This window comes from Cryobacterium frigoriphilum (assembly GCF_004403305.1).
Classification (GTDB): domain Bacteria; phylum Actinomycetota; class Actinomycetes; order Actinomycetales; family Microbacteriaceae; genus Cryobacterium; species Cryobacterium frigoriphilum.
Genome location: NZ_SOHE01000060.1, coordinates 150,213 through 174,628, shown reverse-complemented (window position 1 = coordinate 174,628; position 24,416 = coordinate 150,213). Strand labels below are relative to the sequence as shown.

Genomic DNA, 24,416 nt, shown 5'->3' with positions numbered 1-24,416 from the left:
CAAGAAGTGCCGCGAAAGGGGCGGCCACACGTCGGAATATCCTCCCGCGGGTCCCGGTTGTTTCCGGTGGGTCAGTGTTTCCCCGAACCCACTCGTGTTCGGCCGCACCAAAGGATGACCGTGAACCTCACCACCTCCCCCAACCGCCACGCGGTGACGGATGCCCCGCTGCTCTCCCCGCTCGCCGAGCGGTGGAGCCCGCGCGGCTACAGCAAGACCGCCGTCATCGACGAGGCCACTCTTACGACCGTGCTCGAGGCCGCCCGCTGGGCGCCGTCGGCCAGCAACATGCAGCCGGCCCGGTTCATCGTCGCTCGTCGTGGCTCCGCGAGCTTTGCCACGATCAACGATGCCCTGATGGGGTTCAACCAGGCGTGGGCCGACACGGCATCCGTTTTGATCGCCAACGTCGCCCAGCTGAACCTGCCCGCAAAACCCGACGCCGACACTGCCGAGAACCCCTGGTCACGCTACGACCTCGGCCAGGCCGTGGCGCACCTCACCATTCAGGCGCAGCATGAGGGCCTGCACACCCACCAGCTCGGCGGCTTCGACGGTGCCGCGATCGCCGCGGCCTTCGGCCTCGCCGCCGACCAGACGGTCGTCACCGTGACGGCCCTCGGTGTGCTGGGCGAGCTCGACGATCTCACTCCCGAGCTGCGCGAGCGCGAGATCGCGCCCCGCGTGCGCAAGCCGCTCGACGAGCTGCTGCTCGTCAACGACTGAGCCTCTCCGGGCACCCACCGCGTGCCCGAGCGCGCCGATCCGCTCGTTAAGCCCACCGGTACAGGTGAGTTGTCACCGTCGTACGCTCAGAAGGCGGCCGTCGTGCCGGTAGAAACTTCTGCGCCCGCGAGCTGCACCCGCACCTCTAATTTGCACGTGATCACGCGCCGAGAAGCTGCTTGTGCGCCCGAAACCCGCACCCGCACGTCATCGTGCGCCCAAGACCTGCTCATGCGCCCGCGATTACAAGCGCACGTGCAGCTTCGGGGCGCACAAGCAGCTGAGGGTGCGGGTTATGGGCGCAGGAGTCTGGGCGTGCCAGCATCCGGCCGGTGGGCTCGTTCCGAGTCGGCGCCTACCGCTTGCGGCGGTTGTCGAACATCGGCAGGAACCGCCCGCGATTGCCCAACGCGATCAACACGGCGAACGTCACGGTCACGACGCCGATCAGCGCTGCGGGCCAAGGTCCCGTCGCTTCGATGCCGCCCGGCACCTGCATGAGGCTCATAGCCGCCAGCACCAAGTAGAACGAGTCGCTCAGCTGACGGCGCGGACGTCGATCGGGTGTGTGATTCATCTCTGCCATGAAACAATCCAACCACACTGTTTGTTCAAACAGGGTGTCAGGCTTCGTCCGCCGTCACGGCACGGCGAGCGCGCGGCCCGGTGAGCGCGGACCCCACGAATACGCCGGCAACGATCACCGCGGCGAGCCACCACAGATGCACTCCGAGCGGGTACGGCCAGTACATCGTCACGCCCACACCGACCAGGGTCAGCGCCAGGAGCGCGAGCCCGGGCCACCAGACCCGGCGCCAGGCCAGCAGCAGCAGCGCCGCCGGAACCCAGTAGGCGATCTGGCTGGCGATTCCCATGTTGTTGACCTCCGCCGCGAGCGGGCGCAGAAACGCGACCACGTTCACCCACGGCCCGAAGAACATGGCCGAACAGTGGAAGATCAACGCCACCGTGCTGAGCACCGCGACCGTGTGCTCGACCGGCCCGAGAGCCACCGCCCGCCCGGGCAGAAACGGCCGCCCGCGCACCGCGCGCACGACACCAGCGGTGATCGCGAAGGCGAGCAGTCCTCCCCAGAGAAATGGCTGGTTCACGAGCGAGCCCTACGGGCGCAGCAGCACCTTGATGGCGCGGCGCTCGTCCATGGCGGCGTAGGCCTCGGCCACTTCGGCCAGCGGCAACTGCAGATCGAAGACCCGGCCGGGGTTGATTGCTCCGCTCAGCACCTCGGGCAGCAACTCGTCGATGTAGCCGCGAACGGAGGCGACGCCGCCGTTCACGCCCACGTTCGTTCCGAACAGGGTGCGGATGGGCAGTTCGGCGCCGCCGTTGGGCACGCCGACGTAGCCGACCATGCCGCCCGGGCGGGCCGAGCGGATGGCCTGGTCCATGGATTCCTGGGTGCCGACGCACTCAAGCACGAAGTCCGCGCCGATGCCATCGAAGAGGGCCTTGACGGCGGCGACGCCCTCATCGCCGCGCAGCTCGATCACGTCGGTCGCGCCGAACTCGCGGGCCACGGCCTGGCGATCGGCGTGGCGGCTCATGGCCACGATCCGGCTCGCGCCGAGGCGCTTCGCGGCGATGACCGCGCAGAGTCCCACTGCGCCGTCGCCGACAACGACGACGGTGCTGCCGGGTGTGACGCCGGCCGAGACGGCCGCGTGGTGTCCGGTGCCCATGACGTCGGCGAGGGTCAGCAGGCCAGGAACGAGAGCGTCGTCCGGCACGGTCGGGGTGGCCACGAGCGAGCCGTCAGCGTGCGGAACCCGCACCTTCTCGCCCTGGGCGCCGTCGGCGAAGCCGCCTTCGCGGTCGTTCGCACCCCACCAGCCGCCGTTCAGGCAGCTCGTGCTCACACCGTTGCGGCAGTTGGCGCAGGTGTTGTCGCAGTCGTAGAACGGGGCGATGACGAAGTCGCCGACCTTCACAGTGGAGACATCCGTTCCGATGGCCTCGACGATGCCGACGAATTCGTGGCCGATGCGGTGCGGCTCCTTCGTCTCGGTCACGCCGCGGTAGGGCCAGAGGTCGGATCCGCAGACGCAGGCCGCGACGACGCGCACGATGGCGTCGCCGCCGCTGCTGAGCACGGGTTCGGGAACCTCGTCGAGTCGAATGTCGCGTTCGCCATAAATCACAGTTGCAAGCATGATCCGACTCTAACCCGCGAACCCTGAGCGCTCCCCGCGCTACAGCAGGTCGTCGTCGAGCGCGTCAGTCTCGTCGGCGGGCACCGGGGCCGACGCGGCGACCGAGAGCGAGTCGCCGTCGGCCGCGAGGTCCACGCGCACGACGTCGCCGTCACGGATGCCACCGCCAAGCAGTTCACGCGCCAACCGGTCGTCGATTTCCCGCTGCATCAGGCGTCGCAGCGGGCGTGCCCCGTAGATCGGGTCGTAGCCGCGCTCGGCGAGCCAGCTGCGGGCATCCGGTGTCACCGCGAGCTCGAGGCGACGCTCACCCAGCCGGCGCTGCAGCCGGTCGACGTAGAGTTCGACGATCTGGCCGAGGTCCTCGGTCGAGAGCGAGGAGAACACCACGATGTCGTCGAGCCGGTTGACGAATTCGGGCTTGAAGGCCTGCCGCACCATGAGTTGCACGGCTTCCTCCTTCTCGTCGGCCGAGAGGGTCGGGTCGACCAGGTACTGCGAGCCGAGGTTCGAGGTGAGCACGAGGATGGTGTTGCGAAAGTCGACCGTGCGGCCCTGGCCGTCGGTGAGGCGGCCATCGTCGAGCACCTGCAGCAGCACGTCGAAGACCTCGGGGTGCGCCTTCTCGACCTCGTCGAAGAGGATCACCGAGTAGGGCCGGCGGCGCACCGCCTCGGTCAGCTGACCGCCCTGCTCGTAGCCGACGTAGCCGGGAGGGGCGCCGACGAGCCGGGACACCGCGAACTTCTCGCCGTACTCGCTCATGTCGATGCGGATCATGGCCTTCTCGTCGTCGAAGAGAAACTCGGCGAGCGCCTTGGCGAGCTCGGTCTTGCCGACACCGGTCGGGCCGAGGAACAGAAACGAGCCGGTCGGCCGGTCGGGGTCGCTGATTCCGGCCCGCGAGCGGCGCACCGCGTCGGCGACCGCGCGCACGGCCGGCTTCTGGCCAATCAGTCGGTGCCCGAGCTCGCTCTCGAGGTGCAGCAGCTTCTCGGTCTCACCCTGCAGCAGCCGGCCGACCGGAATGCCCGTCCAGGCGGCGACGACCGCGGCGATGTCCTCGGCCGTGACCTGCTCGTTGACCATGCGCGGACCGTCGGATTCCTCCCGTTCGGCGGCGGCGAGCTCGCGCTCCATCACCGGGATGTCGCCGTACAGCAGCCGCGAGGCCTTCTCGAGGTTGCCCTCCCGCTGGGCGCGCTCGGAGGCGCTGCGGGCCGCGTCGAGGCGCTCCTTGAGCTCGCCGACCCGGTTGAGCGAGGCGCGCTCCTTCTCCCAGCGCGCCTGCAGCTCGGCCAGTTTGCCCCGGCGCTCCTCGAGGTCGCCGCGCAGCTTCGCGAGGCGCTGCTTCGAGGCGTCGTCCTTCTCCTTCTTCAGGGCGAGTTCTTCGAGTTCGAGGCGCTGCACGCCGCGGCGCAGTTCGTCGATCTCCACGGGCGACGAGTCGATCTCCATCCGCAGCCGGCTCGCGGCCTCATCGATCAGGTCGATGGCCTTGTCGGGCAGCTGCCGGGCGGTGATGTAGCGGTTCGAGAGGGCCGCGGCGGCGACGAGCGCGGCATCCGCGATCGTCACCTTGTGGTGCGCCTCGTAACGTTCCTTCAGCCCGCGCAGAATGGCGACGGTGTCTTCCACGGATGGCTCCCCCACGTACACCGGCTGAAACCGCCGCTCCAGCGCGGCGTCTTTTTCAATGAACTCTCGGTACTCGTTGAGAGTGGTGGCACCGATCAGGCGCAGTTCGCCGCGGGCGAGCATGGGCTTGAGCATGTTCGCGGCCGCGACCGAGCCCTCGCCGCCGCCCGCGCCCATCAGGGTGTGCAGTTCATCGACGAAGGTGATGATCGCTCCGTCGGCGTCGTTGATCTCCTTGAGCACGGCCTTCAGCCGCTCCTCGAACTCGCCGCGGTACTTCGCACCGGCCACGAGCGCGGCCAAGTCGAGGGAGACGAGCTGCTTGCCCTTGAGCGATTCAGCGACGTCACCGGCCACGATGCGCTGGGCGAGGCCCTCGACCACGGCGGTCTTGCCGACGCCGGGTTCGCCGATCAAGACGGGGTTGTTCTTGGTGCGACGGGTCAGCACCTGGCTGATGCGGCGAATCTCGGCGTCCCGGCCGATCACGGGGTCGAGCTTGCCGCTGCGGGCAATCTCGGTGAGGTTGAGACCGTACTGCTCGAGGGCCGTCTTGGCCTTCTCCTGGGATGGTTGTTGCCCTGCCTGCATGGTTGCTCTCCTTCAAACCTGAGTCACCGTGGCTCAAGTTTAGCGACTGCTCGCTCCCGGTGTCGAGACCGACCACGCACCCCGTGTGCACCCGCACCTCTGGGCGAGCACACCAGCGAAAGGTGCGACAATAGAGGTTGGTTTTTCCCTGGCTTCGACGACTCATGACGGACACACTCACCTATGGCCCATACCCTCAGCACCCACGAGATTGCCCGCATGGTCGGCAGCCAGGCATTCTCTCGTGGTGAGCGGTACGCGCGCAATGGTCACGTCACCGAACAGTCCTGGTTCGGCGACGGCACCCAGCTGTTTGGCACCGTGGAGGGCACCAGCTCACAGCCGTATTCGGTGACCGTGTCGTTCACGGTCAACTCCGTCGGGCTGCCGGTGCGGGCATCCGGGGTCTGCACCTGCCCGATGAAGAACAACTGCAAGCACGTCGCGGCCCTGCTCATCGCGAGCGCCACGAACCCGGCAAAACCGTCGGCGCTGACTCCTTCGGGCACACGCTCTCTCGGCGAGCGGCGGATGCCGACCTTCGAACCCACGGACCGGCCCACCGCCGCCGAACCCCCCGCGGCCCCGCCGGTTGCCGCCTGGCAGGCCGCGCTCGGCCCGCTCGCCCGCCCCGCCGACCCGAATGCGCCCGTCGGCACCGCCCTCGCGCTGCAGTTCGATGTGCTGCCGCCCGCTCCGCGCAGCGCCCGCCTGAACGCCAGCCGCCCGCCCGAACCCAGCCGGCTCGGCGCCCGCCCGATGCTGATGGGCAAGAAGGGCAAGTGGATTCGCGGCACCGTGACCTGGGACAACCTGGCCTGGACCCCCGGCTCGTTCGCGCCCGAACACCGCCGAGTGCTGAACGCGCTCTATGCGCTGTACTCGGCCGGCCAGCGGTATTACACCTACACCGAGCACTGGATCCACCTCGACACCTTCGGCAACCGAGCGCTCTGGGAGCTGCTGAACGAGGCCCAGTCGATCGGCCTGCCGCTCGTGAGTGCGACCGCGAACCAACTGCCGGTGACCATCTCGGAGACCCCCGCAGCGCTCGAACTCGACATTCACCGCGCGCGCGAAGCCGACGCCGGCGGCCTCGTGCTCACCCCCACCCTGACGGTGAATGAACAACGCCTCAACCGCAGCCGCATCGGCTTCATCGGAGAACCCGCGCACGGCATCTTCACCTGGACCGGCGGCGGTGACCCGGCACGGGGCGCCGGCTCCACGTCAAGTTCGAGCGAGCTGCACCTGACCCTCGCGCCCCTCGCCCACCCGGTGAGCGCGCAGATGCGCGCCCTCGCCACCGCCGCCGAGCCGCTCGTCATTCCGGCGGCCGACGAGCCCGCGTTCCTCTCCGACTACTACCCGTTCCTGCGCCAGCAGCTCACCCTCACGAGCTCCGACGGCAGTTTCGATCTGCCGCAGACCCCGCGCCCCGTACTCTCGGTCGCGGTCACGCACCTGACGGATGCCCGCATCGAGCTGGCCTGGGACTGGCAGTACTGCGCTCCCCTGACTGAGGAGCCCGTCGACACCGTCGCGCTGGCCCCGCGGCCGGCTCCCGCGCTGTATCGCCACACGTTGCGGGCATCCGCTCGTGACACCGACTTTCGCGACGACCCGCGCGAGGCCCAGATTCTGCGCGAGCTCAGCCCCCTACTGGCGCCGTTTCCCGGCCTGACGCCGCTGCCCGAGCGCGTCACCCTCGATGGTGCGGGCATGATCGCCTTCCTCGGCGATACCGTTCCCGCCCTCGAGGCCACGGGCGACGTGCGCGTGAGCGTCTCCGCCGACGCCCCGCAGTACCGGCCCGCCGACGAGGCCCCGGTCATCCGCCTCGCGACGACCGAACGCGCCGACGACCGCGACTGGTTCGACCTCGCCGTCACGATCAGCATCGACGGCGAAGAGATCCCCTTCGACGAACTGTTCCGGGCCCTCGCCACCGAACAAGAACTGATGATCCTCGAGAGCGGAACCTACTTCAGCCTCGACCGCCCCGAGCTGCACGACCTGCGGCGCCTGATCGACGAGGCCCGCGGCCTGCAGGAATCCGGCAGCGACTCCCTCGGTATCAGCCGGTTCCAGAGCGACCTCTGGGAGGAACTGCAGATGCTCGGCGTCGTCGCCGCGCAGGCGAAAAGCTGGCGCAGCGCCATCGAGGGGCTGACGGATGCCACCCGCATCGACGAGCGCCCGCTCTCACCCTCCGTGCACGCCACGCTGCGCGGCTACCAGCAGACCGGGTTCGACTGGCTGAGCTTTCTCTTCGACCATCGGCTCGGCGGAATCCTCGCCGACGACATGGGCCTCGGCAAGACCCTGCAGGCGATCGCCCTCATCACCCACGCCCGCGATACGGCCGGCGGCAGCGGCCGCGCACCGTTCCTGGTCGTGGCCCCCACGAGTGTCGTCAGCAACTGGGCCGCCGAGTGCGCCCGCTTCGCGCCCGACCTGGTCGTCGCCGCGATCACCGAGACCAGCCGCAAACGCGGCGGCAGCCTCGCCGACATCGCCGCGGGGGCGGACGTCGTGATCACCTCGTACACGCTGTTCCGGTTGGACTTCGACGAGTACAACGACTTTGCCGGGCATGAGGGCTCCGGCTGGGCCGGCCTGCTGCTCGACGAGGCGCAGTTCGTGAAGAACCACCAGTCCCGCGCGCACGTCTGCGCCCGCCGCTTGAAGACCCCGTTCAAGCTCGCCATCACCGGCACGCCGATGGAGAACAACCTGATGGAGCTGTGGTCGCTGCTCTCCATCACCGCGCCGGGCCTGTTCCCGAGCCCGAGCCGCTTCACGGACTACTACCGCAAGCCCATCGAGACCGACGGTGACAGCGAGCGGCTCGCGCAGCTGCGCCGACGCATCCGCCCCTTCATGCTGCGACGCACCAAGGATGAGGTGGCGAGCGACCTGCCCGCCAAGCAGGAGCAGGTGCTCGAACTCGAGCTGCACCCCAAGCACCGCAAGGTTTACGACACCCATCTCGCCCGCGAACGGCAGAAGGTGCTCGGCCTGATCGACGACATGAACGCGAACCGGTTCGAGATCTTCCGTTCGCTGACGATGCTGCGCCAGCTCAGCCTCGACGCGAGCCTCTACGACGAGAAGTATGCGGCTGTGCCGTCGACCAAGCTCGACGCCCTGCTCGAACTGCTCGAGGACACCGTCGCCGAGGGGCACCGCACCCTGATCTTCAGCCAGTTCACGCAGTATCTCGGCAAGGCCAGGGACCGGCTGGACGCGGCGGGCATCTCGTACTCCTACCTCGACGGCAAGACCCGCAACCGGGCGCGCGCCATCAACGACTTCAAGACCGGGTCGAGCTCGGTGTTTTTGATCAGCCTCAAGGCCGGCGGCTTCGGCCTCAACCTCACCGAGGCCGACTACGTCGTGCTGCTCGACCCGTGGTGGAACCCGGCGACCGAGGCCCAGGCCGTTGACCGCGTGCACCGCATCGGCCAGACCAAGAACGTCATGGTCTACCGGCTCGTGTCCAAGGACACGATCGAGGAGAAGGTGATGGCCCTGAAGGCCACCAAGGCCAAGCTGTTCGAGAGCGTGATGACCGACGGAGCCGCGGCCGGCAGCGCGCTCACGGCCGCCGACATCCGCGAACTGCTCGGCTGAGTTCGCCGGCTACGGCTGGCGCCAGAGGTGGTCGGCGACCTTGTCCCAGTCGCTGTAGTAATCGGGCAGGCTGTCGGCGAACATGGTCGTCTTCTGACCCTCATTGGTGCTCGATTGCACCGGCAGGTCCTCGGTGCACGAGCTCGTGGGCATCTCGCCGCCGTAGACGAGCAGGCAGGTCCCCCATTCGGGCGACGTCGCGGCGTAGTAGCTCGTGTCGCCGTCGGCCCAGAGCAGGCGGGTCGTGTCCCGGTCAATGTCCTCGAAGGCTGTGGCCGGCAGAGAGTCGGGGAGCAGATCCTGCGCGGCCTGTGGCTGGGTGAAGACGGCGAGCGCATCCTCGGGCTCGGTGACGGCGTCCTGCGAGGCCCGTGGTTCCGGGGCTGCGTCCCGAGCGTCGTCGCCCGCGCACCCCGTCAGGCCGATTGCTGCCAACCCCACGACGCCGATGGCGAGTGATGTGCGAAACATTCCTGAGAGTTTCATACCTCGACCCTAGCGACCATGGCACTTGACCAGCAAAAAAACTTCTCTATGGCGCAGCCGAGCGCGGGTCTCAGCCGCCTGAGGCAGAATAGACGGGTGACTACGACGACGACTTTCGCCCTCATCCGCCACGGCCAGACCGATTGGAACGCGCAGATGCGCATTCAAGGGTCCACCGACATTCCGCTCAACGCGGTCGGTCGGGGCCAGGCGACGGATGCCGAAGCCGCCCTCTCGCCGTACGCCTGGGATTTCGTGGTCTCGAGTCCGCTGTCCCGGGCCGCCGAAACCGCCGACATCATCGCCGCCGACCTGTCCCTCACCGTGACCGAGCGCATGCCGCAGCTCGCCGAACGCGACTACGGACCCGCCGAGGGCCTCGGCGCCGGCCCCGAGCTTGACGCCCTGCGCACCCCCGACGGCGGCTACGGCGGTTTCCGCGGAGCCGAGAGTGAGACATCCGTCGCCGCCCGCGGCCTCAACGCCCTGCGCGAGCTCGCCCGCACCTGGCCCGGCGCGCGCATCGTGGTCGTCGCACACGGCACCCTCATTCGCCTGTGCCTGATCGAGGCCCTCGGGCGCGACATCCCGAGCATCGACAACGCGGCGCTCACGCTCGTGCGACTCACGCCCGCACCATCGGGTGAGCCCGAGGCAGCGGATGACTGGACTCTCGACGTTCTGAATGGCGCGCTGGTCCCGGCCTAGCTCGCACCGTTCCGGGTCGGCACGCCAGATACACCCACCGTTCACCTCTGCGACGCCCGCCAGCCATGCAGCGACCCTAGGCTCCACGAGAGTGCCCGCCCCGGGTGCGTGCTGATTCTGCCGAGGTGAGTGTCATGTCCCAACTGGTCGACCGCATCGATACCCGCGTGGCCCGGTTTCTGACGCCCGAACGGCGCCTGCGGCTGCAACGCCCCCGCACCCTCATCCTCGCCTTTCTCGCGCTGCACGTCGTGTTCTTCACTGCCCTCGCGCCGATGATGCTCACCGGCCAGGTACTCGGCGACCTGCCGCTCTACCGGCGGTGGGCCGAACTGGGCTTCGACCACGGCGTCTGGCAGGGCATCGACACGGAGTGGGTCTACCCGATCGGTGCCCTCGGCCCCGTCGTGCTGGCCAACATCGGCGGCCCCTACCTCTACCAGTTCATGTGGTTTTTGATGACGGTGCTGATGAACGCCGCCGCCGTGGCCGCCCTCACCAACTTCGGCCGCCGCCGCAGCGGCTACAAGGCCGCCTGGTGGTTTCTCGCCGTGAGTTTTCTGCTCAGCCCGGTCGGTCTGCTGCGCCTCGAGGGCCTCACCGCACCGCTCGTGATCGTGGGCCTCGTGCTGCTCGCTCGCCAGCCCGTGGTCGCGGCGGTGCTGCTCACCGTCGCCACCTGGATCAAGGTCTGGCCCGCCGCGGTCGTGCTCGCGGTCGTCGTCGCGTCGAGGCGCAGGGTGACCATGGTGCTGACGGGGGCCGCCGTGACGGCGGCGATCGCGGCATCCGTCTGGCTGCTCGGCGGCCTGAAATACCTCACCGGCTTCGTCACAATGCAGTCGGATCGGGCCCTGCAGCTCGAAGCTCCCGTGTCGACGCCGTGGGTCTGGCTCGCCATGCTGGGGCAGCCGCAGACCTCGATCTACCAGAACTATGCCATCGCGACCAGGGAGATTCGCGGGCCGGGCGCCGAGGTCGTCGCGGCCGCCATGACGCCGCTGATGTTCGCGGCTCTGGGCCTGATCTTCGTGCTGATGCTTCTCGCCCGGCGCCGCGGGCACGATGCCACGCAGTTGTTGCTAATCGGCGCGCTCGCCCTCGTCACCGCCTTCGTCGTGTTCAACAAGGTCGGCTCCCCGCAGTACATGCTCTGGATCGCGCCCGTCGTGGCCGCCGGGATGCTGCACGGCTGGCATCGCTGGCGAGTTCCGGCCTATCTCATGCTCGTCATCGCGGGCCTGACGACGCTGGTCTTTCCGGTCTTCTACCTGCCGCTGGTCGCCGGCGACCCGTTCTCGCTCGTGCTGCTGACCCTGCGTAACGGTCTGCTCGTCGTTCTGCTCGGCTGGGCGGTGCTCGCCCTCGTCGCGCTCGTGCGCACACCCGGCACTTTGGCGCCGCTCGTGTCCGGGCTGCAGGCGGCGACGGATGCCCCCGCTCGCGCCCCGCGCACCCTGTCCGGCAGCTTCTGACCCGAATAGCCCGCTCGCCAGCATAATAATCCTCCGCGGGGACCACGCCCGTGCCATACTTGCGCATTACCGCACTTCGGTGCACGCAACAGGGGCACACCGCCGTGCCTCGCCCACTGCAGAGGATGAGATCTGTGACGCCTATCCGTACCCACTCGACCGGCTCGCATCCGCTAGATCCGCTGAGGGCCGCGGAGTTCAGCCACGCGAGTGCGATCCTCGGCCGGGACCACGGCGTCGCCGACGGCTGGCGCTTCGCCTCGATTGAGCTCGTCGAGCCGCCGCGCGCCGCGATCGCCGCCTTCGAGACCGAGGGCACGGTTCCCGCCCGCCTCGCCCGGCTCGTCGTGCTCAACCGCGCCGCCAACGAGACCTTCACGGCTGTCGTCTCGCTGAGCGACGACCGCACCCTCGACTGGACCCACGTTCCCGGCGTGCAGGCCAACTTCACCGTCGACGAGTGGGAAGAGGCCGATGCCGCCCTGCGCTCGCACCCCGACGTGATCGCGGTGCTCGCCGGGCGCGGCATCACCGACCTCAGCCTCGTCTTCATCGACACCTGGACCTACGGCGACGCCGTCATCCCCGACAAGTTCCGCGGCCGCCGTCTCGGCTGGGCGGATATCTGGGTGCGAGCCTCCGCCGGCGCCAACCCCTATGCGGGCCCGGTGAACGGCCTGCACTTCGTGATCGACGTGAACACCATGGAACTGCTCGAGATCGAGGACTCCTTCACCGTCGAGGCCCCGAAGATCATGGGCGAGTACGTTCCGCACCTGGTGCCCGAGCGCATCCGCGCCCAGAGCGTGCGCCCGCCGCTCACCCCGCTCGACATCGTGCAGACCGAGGGCCCCGGATTTTCGGTCGACGGCCACCTGATCCAGTGGCAGGGCTGGTCGATGCGGGTCGGCTTCAACTACCGCGAGGGCATGACCCTGCACCGGGTCAGCTACCGCGACGGCCACGCCGTCGGCGGCGAGCGCGACCGGCCGATCGCCAACCGGCTCTCGTTCAGTGAAATGGTCGTGCCGTACCGCGACCCGAGCGTCGACCACTTTCGCCGCACCGCGTTCGACATCGGCGAGTGGGGCCTCGGGTTCATGACCACCTCGCTCGAGCTCGGCTGTGACTGCCTCGGCGAGATCCGCTACATCGACGCCGTGCTGCACAACAGCAAGGGCGAGCCCTACGAGATCCCCAACGCGTTCTGCGTGCACGAAGAAGACAACGCCGTGCTCTGGAAGCACGTCGACCACGACGCGGGCGCCGAGGTGAGACGGATGCGCCGCCTCGTCGTGTCCTTCCACGTCACCGTCGCGAACTACGAGTACCTGGTCTATTGGCGCTTCTATCAGGACGGCAACATCGAGTGCGAGGTGCGCGCCACCGGCATCATGGTCGTCACCCACCTCGACGCCGGAGCGCCGCACCCGAACGGCACCCTCGTCGACACCCGCACCTACGCGCCCATCCACCAACACTTCATCGTCGCCCGGCTCGACCTCGACGTCGACGGTACCGAGAACACCGTGTTCCGCTCCGAGACCCACATCGTGCCGACCGGCCCCGACAACCCGCACGGCCTGGCCCTCACCCAGCTGAACACCCCGATCGAGACCGAGGGCTTCGACGACTTCGACTGGAACACCCAGCGGGCCTGGAAGGTCGTGAACGAGAATTCCCTCAACGGGCTCGGCACCCCGGTGTCGTACAAGCTCGTGCCGAGCGGCGCGATCCCGTCGTTCTTCGACTCAGGCTCACCGGTCTTGCAGCGGGCGCAGGTCATCGGCCACACCGTCTGGGTGACGCCGAACGACGAGTCGGAGCGCTGGCCATGCGGCGAATTCGTGAACCAGAGCAGCATCGACCATGGCCTGCCCGAGTGGATCCGGGCGCAGCGTCCGGTGCGCGGCACCGACCTGGTGCTCTGGTACACGTTCGGTATCCACCACGTCACCCGGCCGGAGGACTGGCCGATCATGCCGAGCGACACGGTCGCGTTCTGGCTCAAGCCGGTCGGGTTCTTCGACCGCAACCCCTCGCTCGACGTCGCGCCGAGCCCCGCCGCGCACTGCGCCCCCGGTCAGGACCACACCGCGCACGAGAAGGCCGGGCACGACCACGCCCCGCACACCCACCACGAGGAGGTAGTGGAATGACCCGAGTCGCCAACTATGTCGTCGCCTACGAGGCGACCGAACGCGGCAACGAGGCGATCGAACTCGGGGTCGCTCTCGCCCGACTCACCGCCGCCGAGCTGCGGTTGTGCCTGATTCTGCCGCGGTCCTCGGCCGTGCCGGCCAAGGTGCCGTCGTCGACCGCCGACTTTGATTCCCTGCTCGAGGAACAGGGGCGTGAGTGGCTGGCCGGTGCGGCCGCGCGCGTACCCGCCGATGTCACCGCCAGCACCCACCTGCTGTGGGCCGATTCCACCTCGGAGGGCCTGATCGAGGCCGCCAAAAACTTCGATGCCGACCGCATCGTCGTCGGGGCGGCGCGCGGCGGCATCCTGAATCGTTTTTCGATCGGCAGCGTCGCCAACGCGTTGCTGCACGCCTCGCCGGTGCCGGTCGCGCTCGCCCCGCACGGGTATCGTGCGCCGGCCGCGCTGACCCGCATCACGTGCGCCATCGGCACCCGACCAGGCTGGGAGGCCCTGCTCGACTCGATGATCGCCCTGTCCAATGGCCTCAGTGTCGACCTGCGTTTTGTCACACTCGTCGAAGTGGATGCCGCGCACGGCCGCCCGGCGCACCCCAAGCCGCATCCGCCCCAGGCCGGGCACGACCATGCCGGCAGCGCCCACGCCGGCAGCGCCGCGCACCTCGTGGCCGTGCTCGACTATTTCCGCGCGAAGTCCACCGCACGTGGCACCGTGAAGACCGAGGTCGCCACCGGATCGAGCGTCGAGGCCGCGGTCGAGGCTCTGGGCTGGGACCCGAGCGAGGTCGTCTTCGTCGGGTCGAGCCGGCTGGCCCGCCCCAGCACGATCTTTCTCGGTATCACCGCCAACCGGATGCTGCACGCTCTGCCGGTTCCCCTGGTCGTCGTGCCCAACACGCATCCGCACCCCGCTCCGCCCACCCGCATTCCCCCCACCCCCGCTCCGCCAGCCCGGACTCACTGACCCGAGTCCGCCGAACCCAAGGACCAGGACCATGGCACACACCCCCTCACCGGGCTCCACGCCCGATACGTCCTCTCTTCCGGCTGCCGGCGGTCTCTCCGCCAAGGGCCTGCGCGCCGGGTCCATCGGGCTGCTCGGCGCCACGGTCATCGGCATCTCCTGCATTGCCCCCGCGTACACGCTCACGGCCTCGCTCGGCCCCACGGTCGCCGCGGTCGGCACGCAGATGCCGGGCATCTTCCTGGTCGGGTTCATCCCGATGCTGCTCGTGGCCCTCGGTTACCGGGAGCTGAACAACGCGATGCCCGACAGCGGCACGTCGTTCACCTGGGCGACCCGGGCCTTCGGACCGTGGATCGGCTGGATGGGCGGCTGGGGGCTCATCGTCGCGACCGTCGTGGTGCTCTCCAACCTGGCCGGGGTCGCCGTCGACTTCTTGTACCTCGCGCTCGCGCAGCTGTTCAACAATCCTGGTCTCGCCGACCTCACCAACAACGTCGTCATCAACGTGGTCACCTGTCTGGTCTTCATGGCACTGGCCTGTTACGTGTCGTACCGCGGCATGGAGACGACCAAGGCCGTGCAGTACGTGCTCGTCGCGTTCCAGCTCCTGGTGCTGGTCTGGTTCAGCGTCGCCGCCCTCGTCGCGTTCGGCAACGGCTCGGCCTTCGACGAGCTCGCCTTCAGCCCGAACTGGTTCAACCCGTTCCTGGTGCCGGACTTCTCGGCCTTCGCCGCCGGGGTGTCGCTGTCAATCTTCATCTTCTGGGGCTGGGACGTGACCCTCACCATGAACGAGGAGACCAAGAATCCCAAGACCACGCCCGGCCGCGCGGCGACCCTCACCGTGGTCATCATCTTCGCGCTGTACATTCTGGTCGCGATCTCGGCGCTGATGTTCTCGGGCATCGGCACCGGCGAGCTCGGCCTCGGCAACGAGGAGATTCAGGGCAACGTCTTCGCGGCCCTGGCGGGCCCGGTGATGGGGCCGTTTGCGATTCTGCTCTCCCTCGCCGTACTCTCCAGCTCGGCGGCGTCACTGCAGTCGACCTTCGTCGGCCCGGCGCGCACGATGCTCGCCATGGGCCACTACAAGGCCTTCCCGAACCGGTTCGCCACCATCAGCCCGCGCTTCAAGTCCCCGGGGTTCGCGACCATCATGGCCGCCATCGTCGCCTGGGGGTTCTATGCGGTGCTGCGGGTGCTGAGCACCGACGTTCTCACCGACACGATCCTGACCCTCGGCATGATGATCTGCTTCTACTACGGAGTCACGGCGTTCGCCTGCGTCTGGTATTTCCGCGCCGAAGCCTTCAGGAGCGCGCGGTCGTTCTTGCTCAAGTTCCTCGCGCCGCTGGTCGGCGGGGTGATCCTCAGTGTCATCTTCGTCACGACACTGATCGACAGCATGAACCCGGAGTACGGCAGCGGCTCGAACATCGGCGGTCTGGGCCTCGTGTTCGTGCTCGCGATGGTGCTCTTCATCGCCGGAGTGGTGCTGATGCTGCTGCAGCGCCGCGCCAACCCGGCGTTCTTCCAGGGCAAGACCCTCACGAAGGGCAGCTCGAAGGACCTCTAGTCGGCATGTCCCAGCAAGTCGCCGCGAGCTGCGAGCTTTGAGCTGCTCGAACCTTCATCTCACCCGCTCTCGCTCCAGAAAGCGCTGGGGATGCGCCGGCGCGGGTATACGGGATCGGGCCGGCGGTCGTCTGGGCGCCCGTCGGGTGCTTGTGCGCCGAGAACCTGCTCACGCACCCAGAATTCGCTCAGCATCACCCGCGTTAAAGCTGCACCTGCGCCCGAAACCTGCACGCGCGCCCCAAGCGCGCGCCTCGTCGCGCAGCCCCAAGCTGCACCTGCGCCCAAAACCTGCACGCCCCAGCCGTCATGCGCCCGAAACCTGCTCATGCGCCCGCGATCGCGGGCGCATGAGCAGGTTTCGGGCGCACAATCGCCTGCCGAGCCTCTTCTGGGCGCACGCGCAGTTGTCTGGCCGCATCAGCGGCCCGGCGACCAGTCTCAGCAGCGCGAGCCGCACCATCCGCTCGCCGCGTGCCCACCAATATTGAGCACGCTTTTCACCGGTCCTAGCCCTGCCAGCCGAACGCTGCGGCCGCGTCAACCTAGCGGCGGGTGGAGACCGTCACGGTGAACTTCGTGTTGCGGCCCACCTGCCGGGTCGGGCCGACGAGGCGGCTGAGCTCGGGGCGGTAGCCGAGGTGGGTGTTCCACACGGTCCAGAGTTCGCCACCGGGCTGCAGCACCCGGGCTGCGTCTTCGAAGAGCTTCAGGGCGATCCCGGCGTGCACCGAGGAGCCGATGTGGAACGGCGGGTTCAGCACGATCAGTTCAGCGGATGCGTCCGGTCGCCCGGTCAGGGCGTCGTCGCGTGCCACGGTGACCCGCTCGGCCACCGCGTTGGCGTCGATTGTTGCTCGGGCCGAGGCGACGGCCGCCGAGGACTGGTCGGTCGCGAGCACGCGCAGGCGCGGGCGCTGCTGCGCGAGGGCCACGGCGAGTACCCCGGTGCCGCAGCCGAGGTCGATGGCGGTTTCGGCATCCGGTTTCATGCGATCGAGCACGTCGAGCAGGGCGCGCGTGCCGATGTCCACGCCGGTTCCGGCGAAGGCGGCTCCGTGGGCGAGCACGGTCAGGCCCAGGTCCTCGTGCACCTCGGAGCGCGGCCAGGCCTGCGCTGCACTCGCAGCGGCCGCGAGCGGGGTGGAGACGATGAGCACGCGGGACTTCTGGCGGGCCGGGGCGATGTTGAGGGCGCCGAAGTGGCGGCGCAGCACCTCATTCATGGTCACGGTCATGTGCTTGATGCGGCCACCGGCGAAGATCAGCACGTCGGGGGCGGCGTAGCGGGCGATCGCGGCGGCGATCTCGTCGAGCTCGTCGAGGCCGCGGGGCAGCTGCAGCAGCACGACGCGGGCGCCGGTGAGCAGCTCGGAGCCGAGGTCGTGGGAGCGATACGCGTTGGTCAGCTTGAAGGCGACGGCGTTGCTGTCGAGGGCCTGCTCGCCCGAGAGGGCGTCCTGGTAGACGCGAATTGCCCGCACATCGTGCAGGGCGGCCGCACCGAGGGTGAGTGCGCCGTAACGGTCGCCGAGCACGACGACCTCGCCGGGGCCGGCGACCGCGAGCGCGCCGGCCGCTTCGTCGAGAATCAGGCGGTCGCTCGCGTCGACGGCGAAGAGGTTGTCCGCTTCCACATCGGGCCGGCGGCGCAGCTTGTCGAAGTCGAAACCCTGCGGCGTGGCGACGGTTGTGCGTGCTTGTGTGCCCTGATCGGACATCGTTCCCCCTGAAGAGTGTGGTGCAGTTGTGCGGGTAAACCCGCACAGGTAGAAACTGCTGGTGATGGTGATGCGTGTCTGGTATTAAATGAGTTGCCTCACGACTATGGGCCGTGAAGCTGGGTGTGTCGTGTGCCGCTCTGACCTAAGTGTGGTCTAACGGACGCCAAATCACGACTTGATTCGACCGGCGTGTGCGGGTTCCGGCCTTCATCGAGATCACATCGCCCGCCGCACCGGCGGCGAAAACGCGGCGTCCGGGGCGCTGCAGCATCTCGTCCGCGAGGGTCGTTTCCAGGTCACGCAGGCGCGATTCCAGGCGCCGCACGTGATCTTCGAGCTCCAGAATGCGACGGATGCCCTCGAGGCTGACCCCCTCGGTGCCGAGTTCCGCGATCTCCCGCAGCTTCACGATGTCGCGCATCGTGTAACGGCGGCTCTTGCCGGGGGTGCGCTCGGGGCTGACGAGGCCGAGGCGGTCGTACTGGCGCAGGGTTTGCGGGTGCATCCCTGACAGTTCGGCCGCCATCGAAATGACAAACACGGGTGTGTTCTCGTCCATCGTCAACCCCGGGCCGCTAGCCCTGGGCCCGCGCGATCAGGTCGTCGCGCGGGTTTTCCTTGGGCAGCGATTCGGCAAAAGCCGCGAGCTTCTCGGTCGCGTCCTTGGACAGGTGCGAGGGAACCGCCACCTGAACCACGGCGAGCAGGTCACCGGTGCCCTTGGGGGTGACCACGCCGCGACCCTTAACGCGCAGAACGCGCCCGCTCGGGGTGCCGGGGGCAACGCGCAGCCGCACCGGAGAGCCGCCCAGGGTGGGCACCTCGATGGTGGCGCCGAGGGTCGCTTCAACGAACGTGACGGGAACGTTCACGCGCAGGTTCAGGCCTTCGCGCTCGAACACCGGGTGCTTGCGCACGGTGATGGTGAGCACGATGTCTCCGGTTTCGCCGCCGTCGGGGCTGGCCTGCCCCTTGCCGCGCAGGCGGATTTTCTGCCCGTCGCTGACGCCGGCCGGAATCCGCACCTTGAGGGGGCGGCCGTCCTGCGTCTGCAGGGTGATCTGGTCGCCCTGCGTCGCGGTCAGAAAGTCCACGGTCGTCGACGCGACGACGTCGCGGCCACGCGTGGGCGCGCCGGTGCCCCGATATCCCCCACTGGAGTTACCGAAACCGCCGCCACCGCCACCGCCACCTCTACCGAACATCCCTCCGAGGATATCGTCGAAGCCGCCCTGTTCGAAGGAATAGTTCTGCTGCTGAGGTCGCCCCTGGCCGCCGAACATTCCACCGAAGACGTCTTCAAAGCCGCCGTTCTGGCCGCCGCCCCCGGGGGCAGTGAAGCGTGCTCCACTGCCCATCGCGCGCACGGCGTCGTACTCCTTGCGCTGCGCGGGGTCGGCGAGCACCGAGTTGGCCTCGCTCAATTCCTTGAACTTGGCTTCGGCGCTCGCGTTGCCCGGGTTGGAATCCGGGTGATACTTGCGTGCCAGCTTGCGGTACGCCTTCTTCAGTTCCGCCGGGGTGACGTCTTTCGAGACACCGAGAACGCGGTAGAAGTCCTTATCGAACCAGTCCTGACTAGCCATCGCTCGGAACCTGAACGACGACCTTGGCCGCGCGGAGCAGGGTCGAGCCAAGGCGATAGCCGGTTTCTGCCACGTCGCCGACGGTGTCCACGTCGACGGCGCTGGAGGGCTGCTGGAAGATGGCTTCGTGCATCGTGGGGTCGAAGACCTCGCCGACCTCACCGAACGAGGTCAGGCCGAGCCGTTCCACGCTCGCCCGCAGCTTGGCCGCGATGGCCGCGAACGCGCTGTCGGGAACGAGGTCGCCGTGCTTTTCGGCCCGGTAGATGTCGTCGAGCACGGGAATGAGCAGCTTGACGACGTCGCCGGTCACGCGCTCCTTCTCGATGGCACGGTTGGCCTCGGTGCGCTTGCGATAGTTCGCGTACTCGGCGGTCACCCGCTTGAGGTCGGCGAGGTGCTCGCTGGTGGGTTCGGCTACCTCGCGCGCGGCAGCGTCGAGGATGTCCTGAACCGTCAGTTCGTCCTCTTCGATGCCATCCGCGGATGCCGCGGCCGGGTCCGCGCTCGGGGCGCCAGCCGCTGGAGCCTCGGCGGCCTCAGCCGACTCTGGCGCAGCGGGAACGGACTCGGCGGGCACGGGCGTGCCCGCCGCGGGGGCGCCCTGAGTGGGCTCCCCCGCGGCGTCCTCTGGGCGCTTCTTCTTGTTTTTGTCTGCCATTACTTCTTGGTCTCGTCCTTGGCGGGCTCGTCGTCGTCCACAACTTCGGCGTCGACAACGTCTTCGTCCTTGTTTTCTTCGGCGGGAGCATCGTCGGCCGGTGCGCCATCAGCAGCGGCGGCATCCGCCTGGCTGCTCTTGTAGATGGCCTCACCGATCTTGCCCTGGCTCTCGTTCAGCTTGTCGTAGGCGGTCTTCACGGCCGCTTCGTCGTCGCCGGCGAGCGCGGACTTGAGGGCGTCGACGTCAGCCTGAACCTCGGTCTTGACGTCTTCGGGCAGCTTGTCGTCGTTGTCCTTGATGAGCTTCTCGATCGAGTAGGCGAGCTGCTCGGCGGTGTTGCGGGTTTCGGCAACCTCGCGCAGGCGCTTGTCTTCTGCTGCGTGCTCTTCACCCTCGCGTACCATGCGCTCGATGTCTTCCTTCGCGAGCGAGGAACCGCCCGTGATGGTCATCGACTGCTCGGTTCCGGTGCCCTTGTCCTTGGCGGACACGTGCACGATGCCGTTGGCGTCGATGTCGAAGGTGACCTCGACCTGCGGAATGCCGCGCGGCGCCGGCGCGATGCCGGTGAGCTCGAAGGTTCCGAGGTTCTTGTTGTCGCGGGTGAACTCACGCTCGCCCTGGAAGACCTGGATCGCGACGGACGGCTGGTTGTCGTCGGCCGTGGTGAAGGTTTCGCTGCGCTTGGTCGGGATGGCCGTGTTGCGCTCGATGAGGCGCGTCATGATGCCGCCCTTGGTCTCGATGCCGAGGCTCAGCGGGGTGACGTCGATGAGCAGAACGTCCTTGCGCTCGCCCTTCAGCACGCCGGCCTGCAGTGCCGCGCCGACGGCGACGACCTCGTCGGGGTTGACGCCCTTGTTCGGGTCCTTGCCGCCGGTCTCGCTCTTGACGAGCTCGTAGACGGCGGGCATGCGGGTGGAGCCACCGACGAGAACGACGTGGGCGATGTCGCCGACCTTGACGCCGGCCTCACGGATGACGTCCTGGAAGGGCTTCTTGGTGCGGTCGAGCAGGTCTTCGGTCATCTTCTCGAACTGGGCGCGGGTGAGCGTCTCGTCGAGGTTGGCCGGGCCGTTCTCGGTCAGCGACAGGTACGGCAGCTGGATGCTCGTCGACATGCTCGAGCTGAGTTCTTTCTTCGCCTGCTCGGCGGCTTCCTTGAGGCGCTGCTTGGCGATCTTGTCCTTGGACACGTCGACGCCGGTGGTCTCCTTGAAGCGCTTGATCAGGTGATCAACGATGCGCTGGTCCCAGTCGTCGCCACCGAGGCGGTTGTCGCCGGCGGTCGAACGCACCTGAATGGTGCTGAAGTCGTCGTCTTTACCGACCTCGAGCAGCGACACGTCGAAGGTTCCGCCTCCGAGGTCGAAGACCAGAATGAGCTCGTCTTCTTTACCCTTGTCGAGGCCGTAGGCGAGCGCCGCGGCGGTCGGCTCGTTGATGATGCGCAGCACGTTGAGTCCGGCGATCTCGCCGGCCTCCTTCGTGGCCTGACGCTCGGCGTCGTTGAAGTACGCCGGAACGGTCACGACGGCGTCGGTGACCTTCTCGCCGAGGTACTGCTCGGCGTCGCGCTTGAGCTTCGCGAGGATGCGGGCGCTGATCTCCTGCGGGGTGTACTTCTTGTCGTCGATGCCGACGGTCCACTCGGTGCCCATGTGGCGCTTGACCGAGCTGATGGTGCGGTCGACGTTGGTGACGTTCTGGCGCTTGGCGGTTTCTCCGACGAGAACCTCGCCGTCTTTCGTGAACGCGACGACCGACGGGGTGGTGCGCAAGCCTTCTGCGTTGGCGATGACGGTGGGTTCTCCACCTTCGAGCACGGCCACCACAGAGTTGGTGGTTCCGAGGTCAATACCTACTGCACGAGCCATGTGGGGGGTTCTCCTTCAAAGTGTAAATCTCAGGTCTTGCAGACTTGAGCCTTGTTGACTCAAGTGTTGCAGGTCGTGAAAACCCTTGTCAACTTCTGTGCCTGAAAGTTGAGTGTGAGTGACTCAACTCTGCGAAAATGCCCGCCGGTTACCGGCGACGACTAGGGTAAGCGCATGATCGAGCCCGCTGTCAGCTCCGACGCCGTTGCCACGCCGACCCCGACGCGCGGCAGCGTCGTGGCCTGGGCCTTCTGGGACTGGGGTTCGGCCGCGTTCAACGCGGTCGTCACGACCTTTGTCTTCACCGTCTACATCACCGGTTCCTCGTTCGGTGACGAAGACGTCATCTCGGCCCAGCTCGGCTGGGCCCTCGCGATCGCCGGGCTGCTGATCGCCCTGCTCGCCCCGATCACCGGGCAACGCTCCGACTCGTCCGGGCGGCGCAAGTTCTGGCTGGGCGTGAACACCTTCATCGTGGTCGCCATCACCATCGCGATGTTCTTCGTGCAGGCGAGCCCCAGCTACCTCGTGCTTGGGCTGTTCCTCGTCGCGGCCGGCAACGTGTTCTTCGAGTTCGCCTCGGTCAACTACAACGCCATGCTCGCCCAGGTCTCCACGCCCGCCACGATCGGTCGGGTCAGTGGCTTCGGCTGGGGCATGGGCTACCTCGGCGGTATCGTGCTGCTGCTCATCGTGTACTTCGGCTTCATCGCGCCCGAGGTGGGGCTGTTCGGGGTCACGAGTGAGAACGGCCTCGCGGTGCGGGTGTCGATGCTCATCGCGGCCGCCTGGTTCGGGCTGTCGGCCCTGCCGGTGCTGCTGCGCGTTCCGGAGTATCGCGCTCCACAGTCACAGCGTCAAGCCACGGTCGGCTTTTTCGCGTCGTACCGGGTGCTCGGCCATGACGTCGCCCGGCTCTGGAAGACCAGCCGGCAGACGGTGTATTTCCTCGTTGCGAGCGCCGTGTTCCGCGACGGTCTCGCCGGCGTGTTCACCTTCGGGGGCGTGCTCGCGGCATCCGTCTTCGGATTCTCGGCGGGCGAGGTGATCATCTTTGCGATCGCGGCCAACGTCGTCGCGGGCGTCGCGACCATCGCGGTCGGGGCGCTCGATGACCGGCTCGGGGCGAAACCCGTGATCGTCACCGCCCTCGTGGGCCTGCTCGTGAGCGGTCTCGTCGTGTTTTTTCTGCACGACGGCGGGCAAATCGTGTTCTGGACCGCCGGCCTCGCGCTCTGCCTCTTCGTGGGGCCGGCCCAGTCGGCGAGCCGCACGTTTCTGGCCCGACTGATTCCGGCCGGCCGGGAGGGCGAGGTCTTCGGCCTATACGCCACGACCGGGCGCGCGGTCAGCTTTCTCGCGCCCACCGCCTTCGCCATCATGGTCACCGTCTTCGGCGAAACCTACTGGGGAATTCTCGGCATCATGCTCGTGCTGCTCGTCGGATTGCTCCTGCTGATCCCGGTGAAGGCCCACCAGCAACAGATCAACTAGTACTGAGTATCTGCTGCACTCTCGCTCTGCCGGTCTAGCCAGGGCGATGGCCGCCGGTCAGACTGGGGCCATGACACTCTCCCAGCTGCAGAAGGCCGAACTGTTCAACGCACTCCACGTTCCCGGTGAGCCGCTCATCGTCACGAACGTGTGGGACGCCATCACCGCGAAGATCGTCTCCGAGGCCCCCGGCGTCAAGGCCCTCGCCACCGCGAGCCACTCGATCTCGAACGTGCGCGGCATCGAAGACGGCGAAGGGCTGAGCCTCGACGAGGCCATCCGGGCGGCGACCATCATCGCCGCCGCCACCCCGCTGCCGGTTTCCGCCGACTTTGAAAAGGGCTACGCCTCGGATGCCGCGGGGATCACCCGCAATGTCCGTCGCCTCATCGAGGAGGCCGGCATCGTCGGCATCAACATCGAGGACTCCGTCGGCGCCGCCAAGGCCCCGCAATTCGACATCGAGACCGCCGCGGCCCGCATCGCCGCCGCCCGCGCCGGCGCCGACCAGAGCGGCATCCCGCTCGTCATCAATGCACGCGTCGACACGCTCGCCGGCGGCGGCGACTGGGACGAAGCCGTCGCTCGAGCCAACGCCTACCTCGGCGCGGGAGCCGACGTGGTCTTCTTCCTCGGTCTCGGTGACGAAGACAAGGTCTCCCGCGCGATCGAGCAGGTGCACGGCCGCCTCTCCGTGATCGGCGCCCCCGGACTCGTGCCACTGAAGCGCCTCGCCGAGCTCGGCATCAGCCGCGTGAGCTTCGGCCCCGGGACACTCGGCCTCACCCTCGCGGCCCTGCAGAAGGCCGCCACGAACCTGACCGCCCTCGGCGACTACCCCGACGAGCTGGGCTTTCCCTTCAAGCTCTAGCCTTTCTGCCTTGACCGCGCCCGAAACGGGTGGCCGCTACCGTTATTACCGTAGCGGCCACCCG

At 68.0% G+C, this 24,416-nt stretch carries 19 protein-coding genes; 9 read left to right on the top strand and 10 right to left on the bottom strand.

Going from position 1 to position 24,416, the window contains the following annotated elements; genetic code table 11:
- Positions 1-114: 114 nt before the first annotated feature.
- Entirely contained in the window at positions 115-726 is a 612-nt protein-coding gene (locus E3T55_RS14975) for a nitroreductase family protein (protein ID WP_134520351.1), read from the top strand.
- Positions 727-1,081: 355 nt separating this feature from the next.
- Here E3T55_RS14975 and E3T55_RS14970 read toward each other — a convergent pair whose 3' ends face one another.
- From E3T55_RS14970 to E3T55_RS14955, 4 genes are read right to left on the bottom strand one after another with little or no spacing between them, the layout of a single operon-like run.
- Positions 1,082-1,312, bottom strand: a complete 231-nt coding sequence (locus E3T55_RS14970) for a hypothetical protein (protein WP_134520350.1) — start codon at positions 1,310-1,312, stop codon at positions 1,082-1,084.
- Positions 1,313-1,349: 37 nt separating this feature from the next.
- Complete coding sequence (locus E3T55_RS14965) at positions 1,350-1,838, bottom strand: hypothetical protein (RefSeq protein ID WP_134520349.1); 489 nt, start codon at positions 1,836-1,838, stop codon at positions 1,350-1,352.
- Between the two features lie 9 nt (positions 1,839-1,847).
- A complete protein-coding gene (locus tag E3T55_RS14960) occupies positions 1,848-2,897 on the bottom strand; it encodes a zinc-dependent alcohol dehydrogenase family protein (RefSeq protein WP_134520348.1) in 1,050 nt (349 codons plus the stop codon).
- Between the two features lie 39 nt (positions 2,898-2,936).
- On the bottom strand, positions 2,937-5,126 hold the full coding sequence (locus E3T55_RS14955) for an ATP-dependent Clp protease ATP-binding subunit (protein ID WP_134520347.1): 2,190 nt from the start codon (positions 5,124-5,126) through the stop codon (positions 2,937-2,939).
- Between the two features lie 183 nt (positions 5,127-5,309).
- Between E3T55_RS14955 and E3T55_RS14950 the strand changes: the two genes are divergently transcribed.
- A complete protein-coding gene (locus E3T55_RS14950) occupies positions 5,310-8,762 on the top strand; it encodes a DEAD/DEAH box helicase (protein WP_134520346.1) in 3,453 nt (1,150 codons plus the stop codon).
- Positions 8,763-8,771: 9 nt separating this feature from the next.
- Here the strand turns inward: E3T55_RS14950 and E3T55_RS14945 are convergent, their stop codons facing one another.
- The gene (locus E3T55_RS14945) at positions 8,772-9,248 is read right to left on the bottom strand and encodes a hypothetical protein (RefSeq protein ID WP_134520345.1); all 477 of its coding nucleotides are present in this window, start codon (positions 9,246-9,248) and stop codon (positions 8,772-8,774) included.
- Between the two features lie 96 nt (positions 9,249-9,344).
- Here E3T55_RS14945 and E3T55_RS14940 point away from each other — a divergent pair, with 96 nt between their 5' ends.
- The 5 genes from E3T55_RS14940 (at position 9,345) to E3T55_RS14920 (ending at position 16,137) form a co-directional block, all read left to right on the top strand.
- Complete coding sequence (locus E3T55_RS14940) at positions 9,345-9,956, top strand: histidine phosphatase family protein (protein WP_255455398.1); 612 nt, start codon at positions 9,345-9,347, stop codon at positions 9,954-9,956.
- A 134-nt stretch (positions 9,957-10,090) separates the two neighbouring features.
- Entirely contained in the window at positions 10,091-11,431 is a 1,341-nt protein-coding gene (locus E3T55_RS14935; RefSeq protein WP_134520343.1) for a glycosyltransferase 87 family protein, read from the top strand.
- A 134-nt stretch (positions 11,432-11,565) separates the two neighbouring features.
- On the top strand, positions 11,566-13,590 hold the full coding sequence (locus E3T55_RS14930; protein ID WP_241993082.1) for a primary-amine oxidase: 2,025 nt from the start codon (positions 11,566-11,568) through the stop codon (positions 13,588-13,590).
- The gene (locus tag E3T55_RS14925) at positions 13,587-14,558 is read left to right on the top strand and encodes a universal stress protein (RefSeq protein WP_134520341.1); all 972 of its coding nucleotides are present in this window, start codon (positions 13,587-13,589) and stop codon (positions 14,556-14,558) included. The genes E3T55_RS14930 and E3T55_RS14925 overlap by 4 nt, the downstream gene beginning before the upstream one ends.
- A 31-nt stretch (positions 14,559-14,589) precedes the next feature.
- The gene (locus E3T55_RS14920; protein WP_134520340.1) at positions 14,590-16,137 is read left to right on the top strand and encodes an APC family permease; all 1,548 of its coding nucleotides are present in this window, start codon (positions 14,590-14,592) and stop codon (positions 16,135-16,137) included.
- A gap of 544 nt (positions 16,138-16,681) precedes the next feature.
- Here E3T55_RS14920 and E3T55_RS14915 read toward each other — a convergent pair.
- From E3T55_RS14915 to dnaK, 5 genes are all read right to left on the bottom strand, one after another.
- On the bottom strand, positions 16,682-17,857 hold the full coding sequence (locus E3T55_RS14915) for a class I SAM-dependent methyltransferase (protein WP_134520339.1): 1,176 nt from the start codon (positions 17,855-17,857) through the stop codon (positions 16,682-16,684).
- Between the two features lie 145 nt (positions 17,858-18,002).
- Complete coding sequence (locus E3T55_RS14910; protein ID WP_134520338.1) at positions 18,003-18,419, bottom strand: heat shock protein transcriptional repressor HspR; 417 nt, start codon at positions 18,417-18,419, stop codon at positions 18,003-18,005.
- A 16-nt stretch (positions 18,420-18,435) separates the two neighbouring features.
- Complete coding sequence (locus E3T55_RS14905; RefSeq protein WP_134520337.1) at positions 18,436-19,446, bottom strand: DnaJ C-terminal domain-containing protein; 1,011 nt, start codon at positions 19,444-19,446, stop codon at positions 18,436-18,438.
- Positions 19,439-20,107, bottom strand: a complete 669-nt coding sequence (locus E3T55_RS14900) for a nucleotide exchange factor GrpE (protein ID WP_134520336.1) — start codon at positions 20,105-20,107, stop codon at positions 19,439-19,441. The genes E3T55_RS14905 and E3T55_RS14900 overlap by 8 nt, the downstream gene beginning before the upstream one ends.
- Positions 20,107-21,987: a molecular chaperone DnaK gene (dnaK, locus tag E3T55_RS14895; protein WP_134520335.1), complete on the bottom strand. Its 1,881-nt coding sequence runs from the start codon at positions 21,985-21,987 to the stop codon at positions 20,107-20,109. The genes E3T55_RS14900 and dnaK overlap by 1 nt, the downstream gene beginning before the upstream one ends.
- Before the next feature lie 174 nt (positions 21,988-22,161).
- Between dnaK and E3T55_RS14890 the strand changes: the two genes are divergently transcribed.
- On the top strand, positions 22,162-23,481 hold the full coding sequence (locus E3T55_RS14890) for an MFS transporter (RefSeq protein ID WP_134520334.1): 1,320 nt from the start codon (positions 22,162-22,164) through the stop codon (positions 23,479-23,481).
- Positions 23,482-23,551: 70 nt separating this feature from the next.
- A complete protein-coding gene (locus tag E3T55_RS14885) occupies positions 23,552-24,352 on the top strand; it encodes an isocitrate lyase/PEP mutase family protein (RefSeq protein ID WP_134520333.1) in 801 nt (266 codons plus the stop codon).
- Positions 24,353-24,416: the final 64 nt, after the last annotated feature.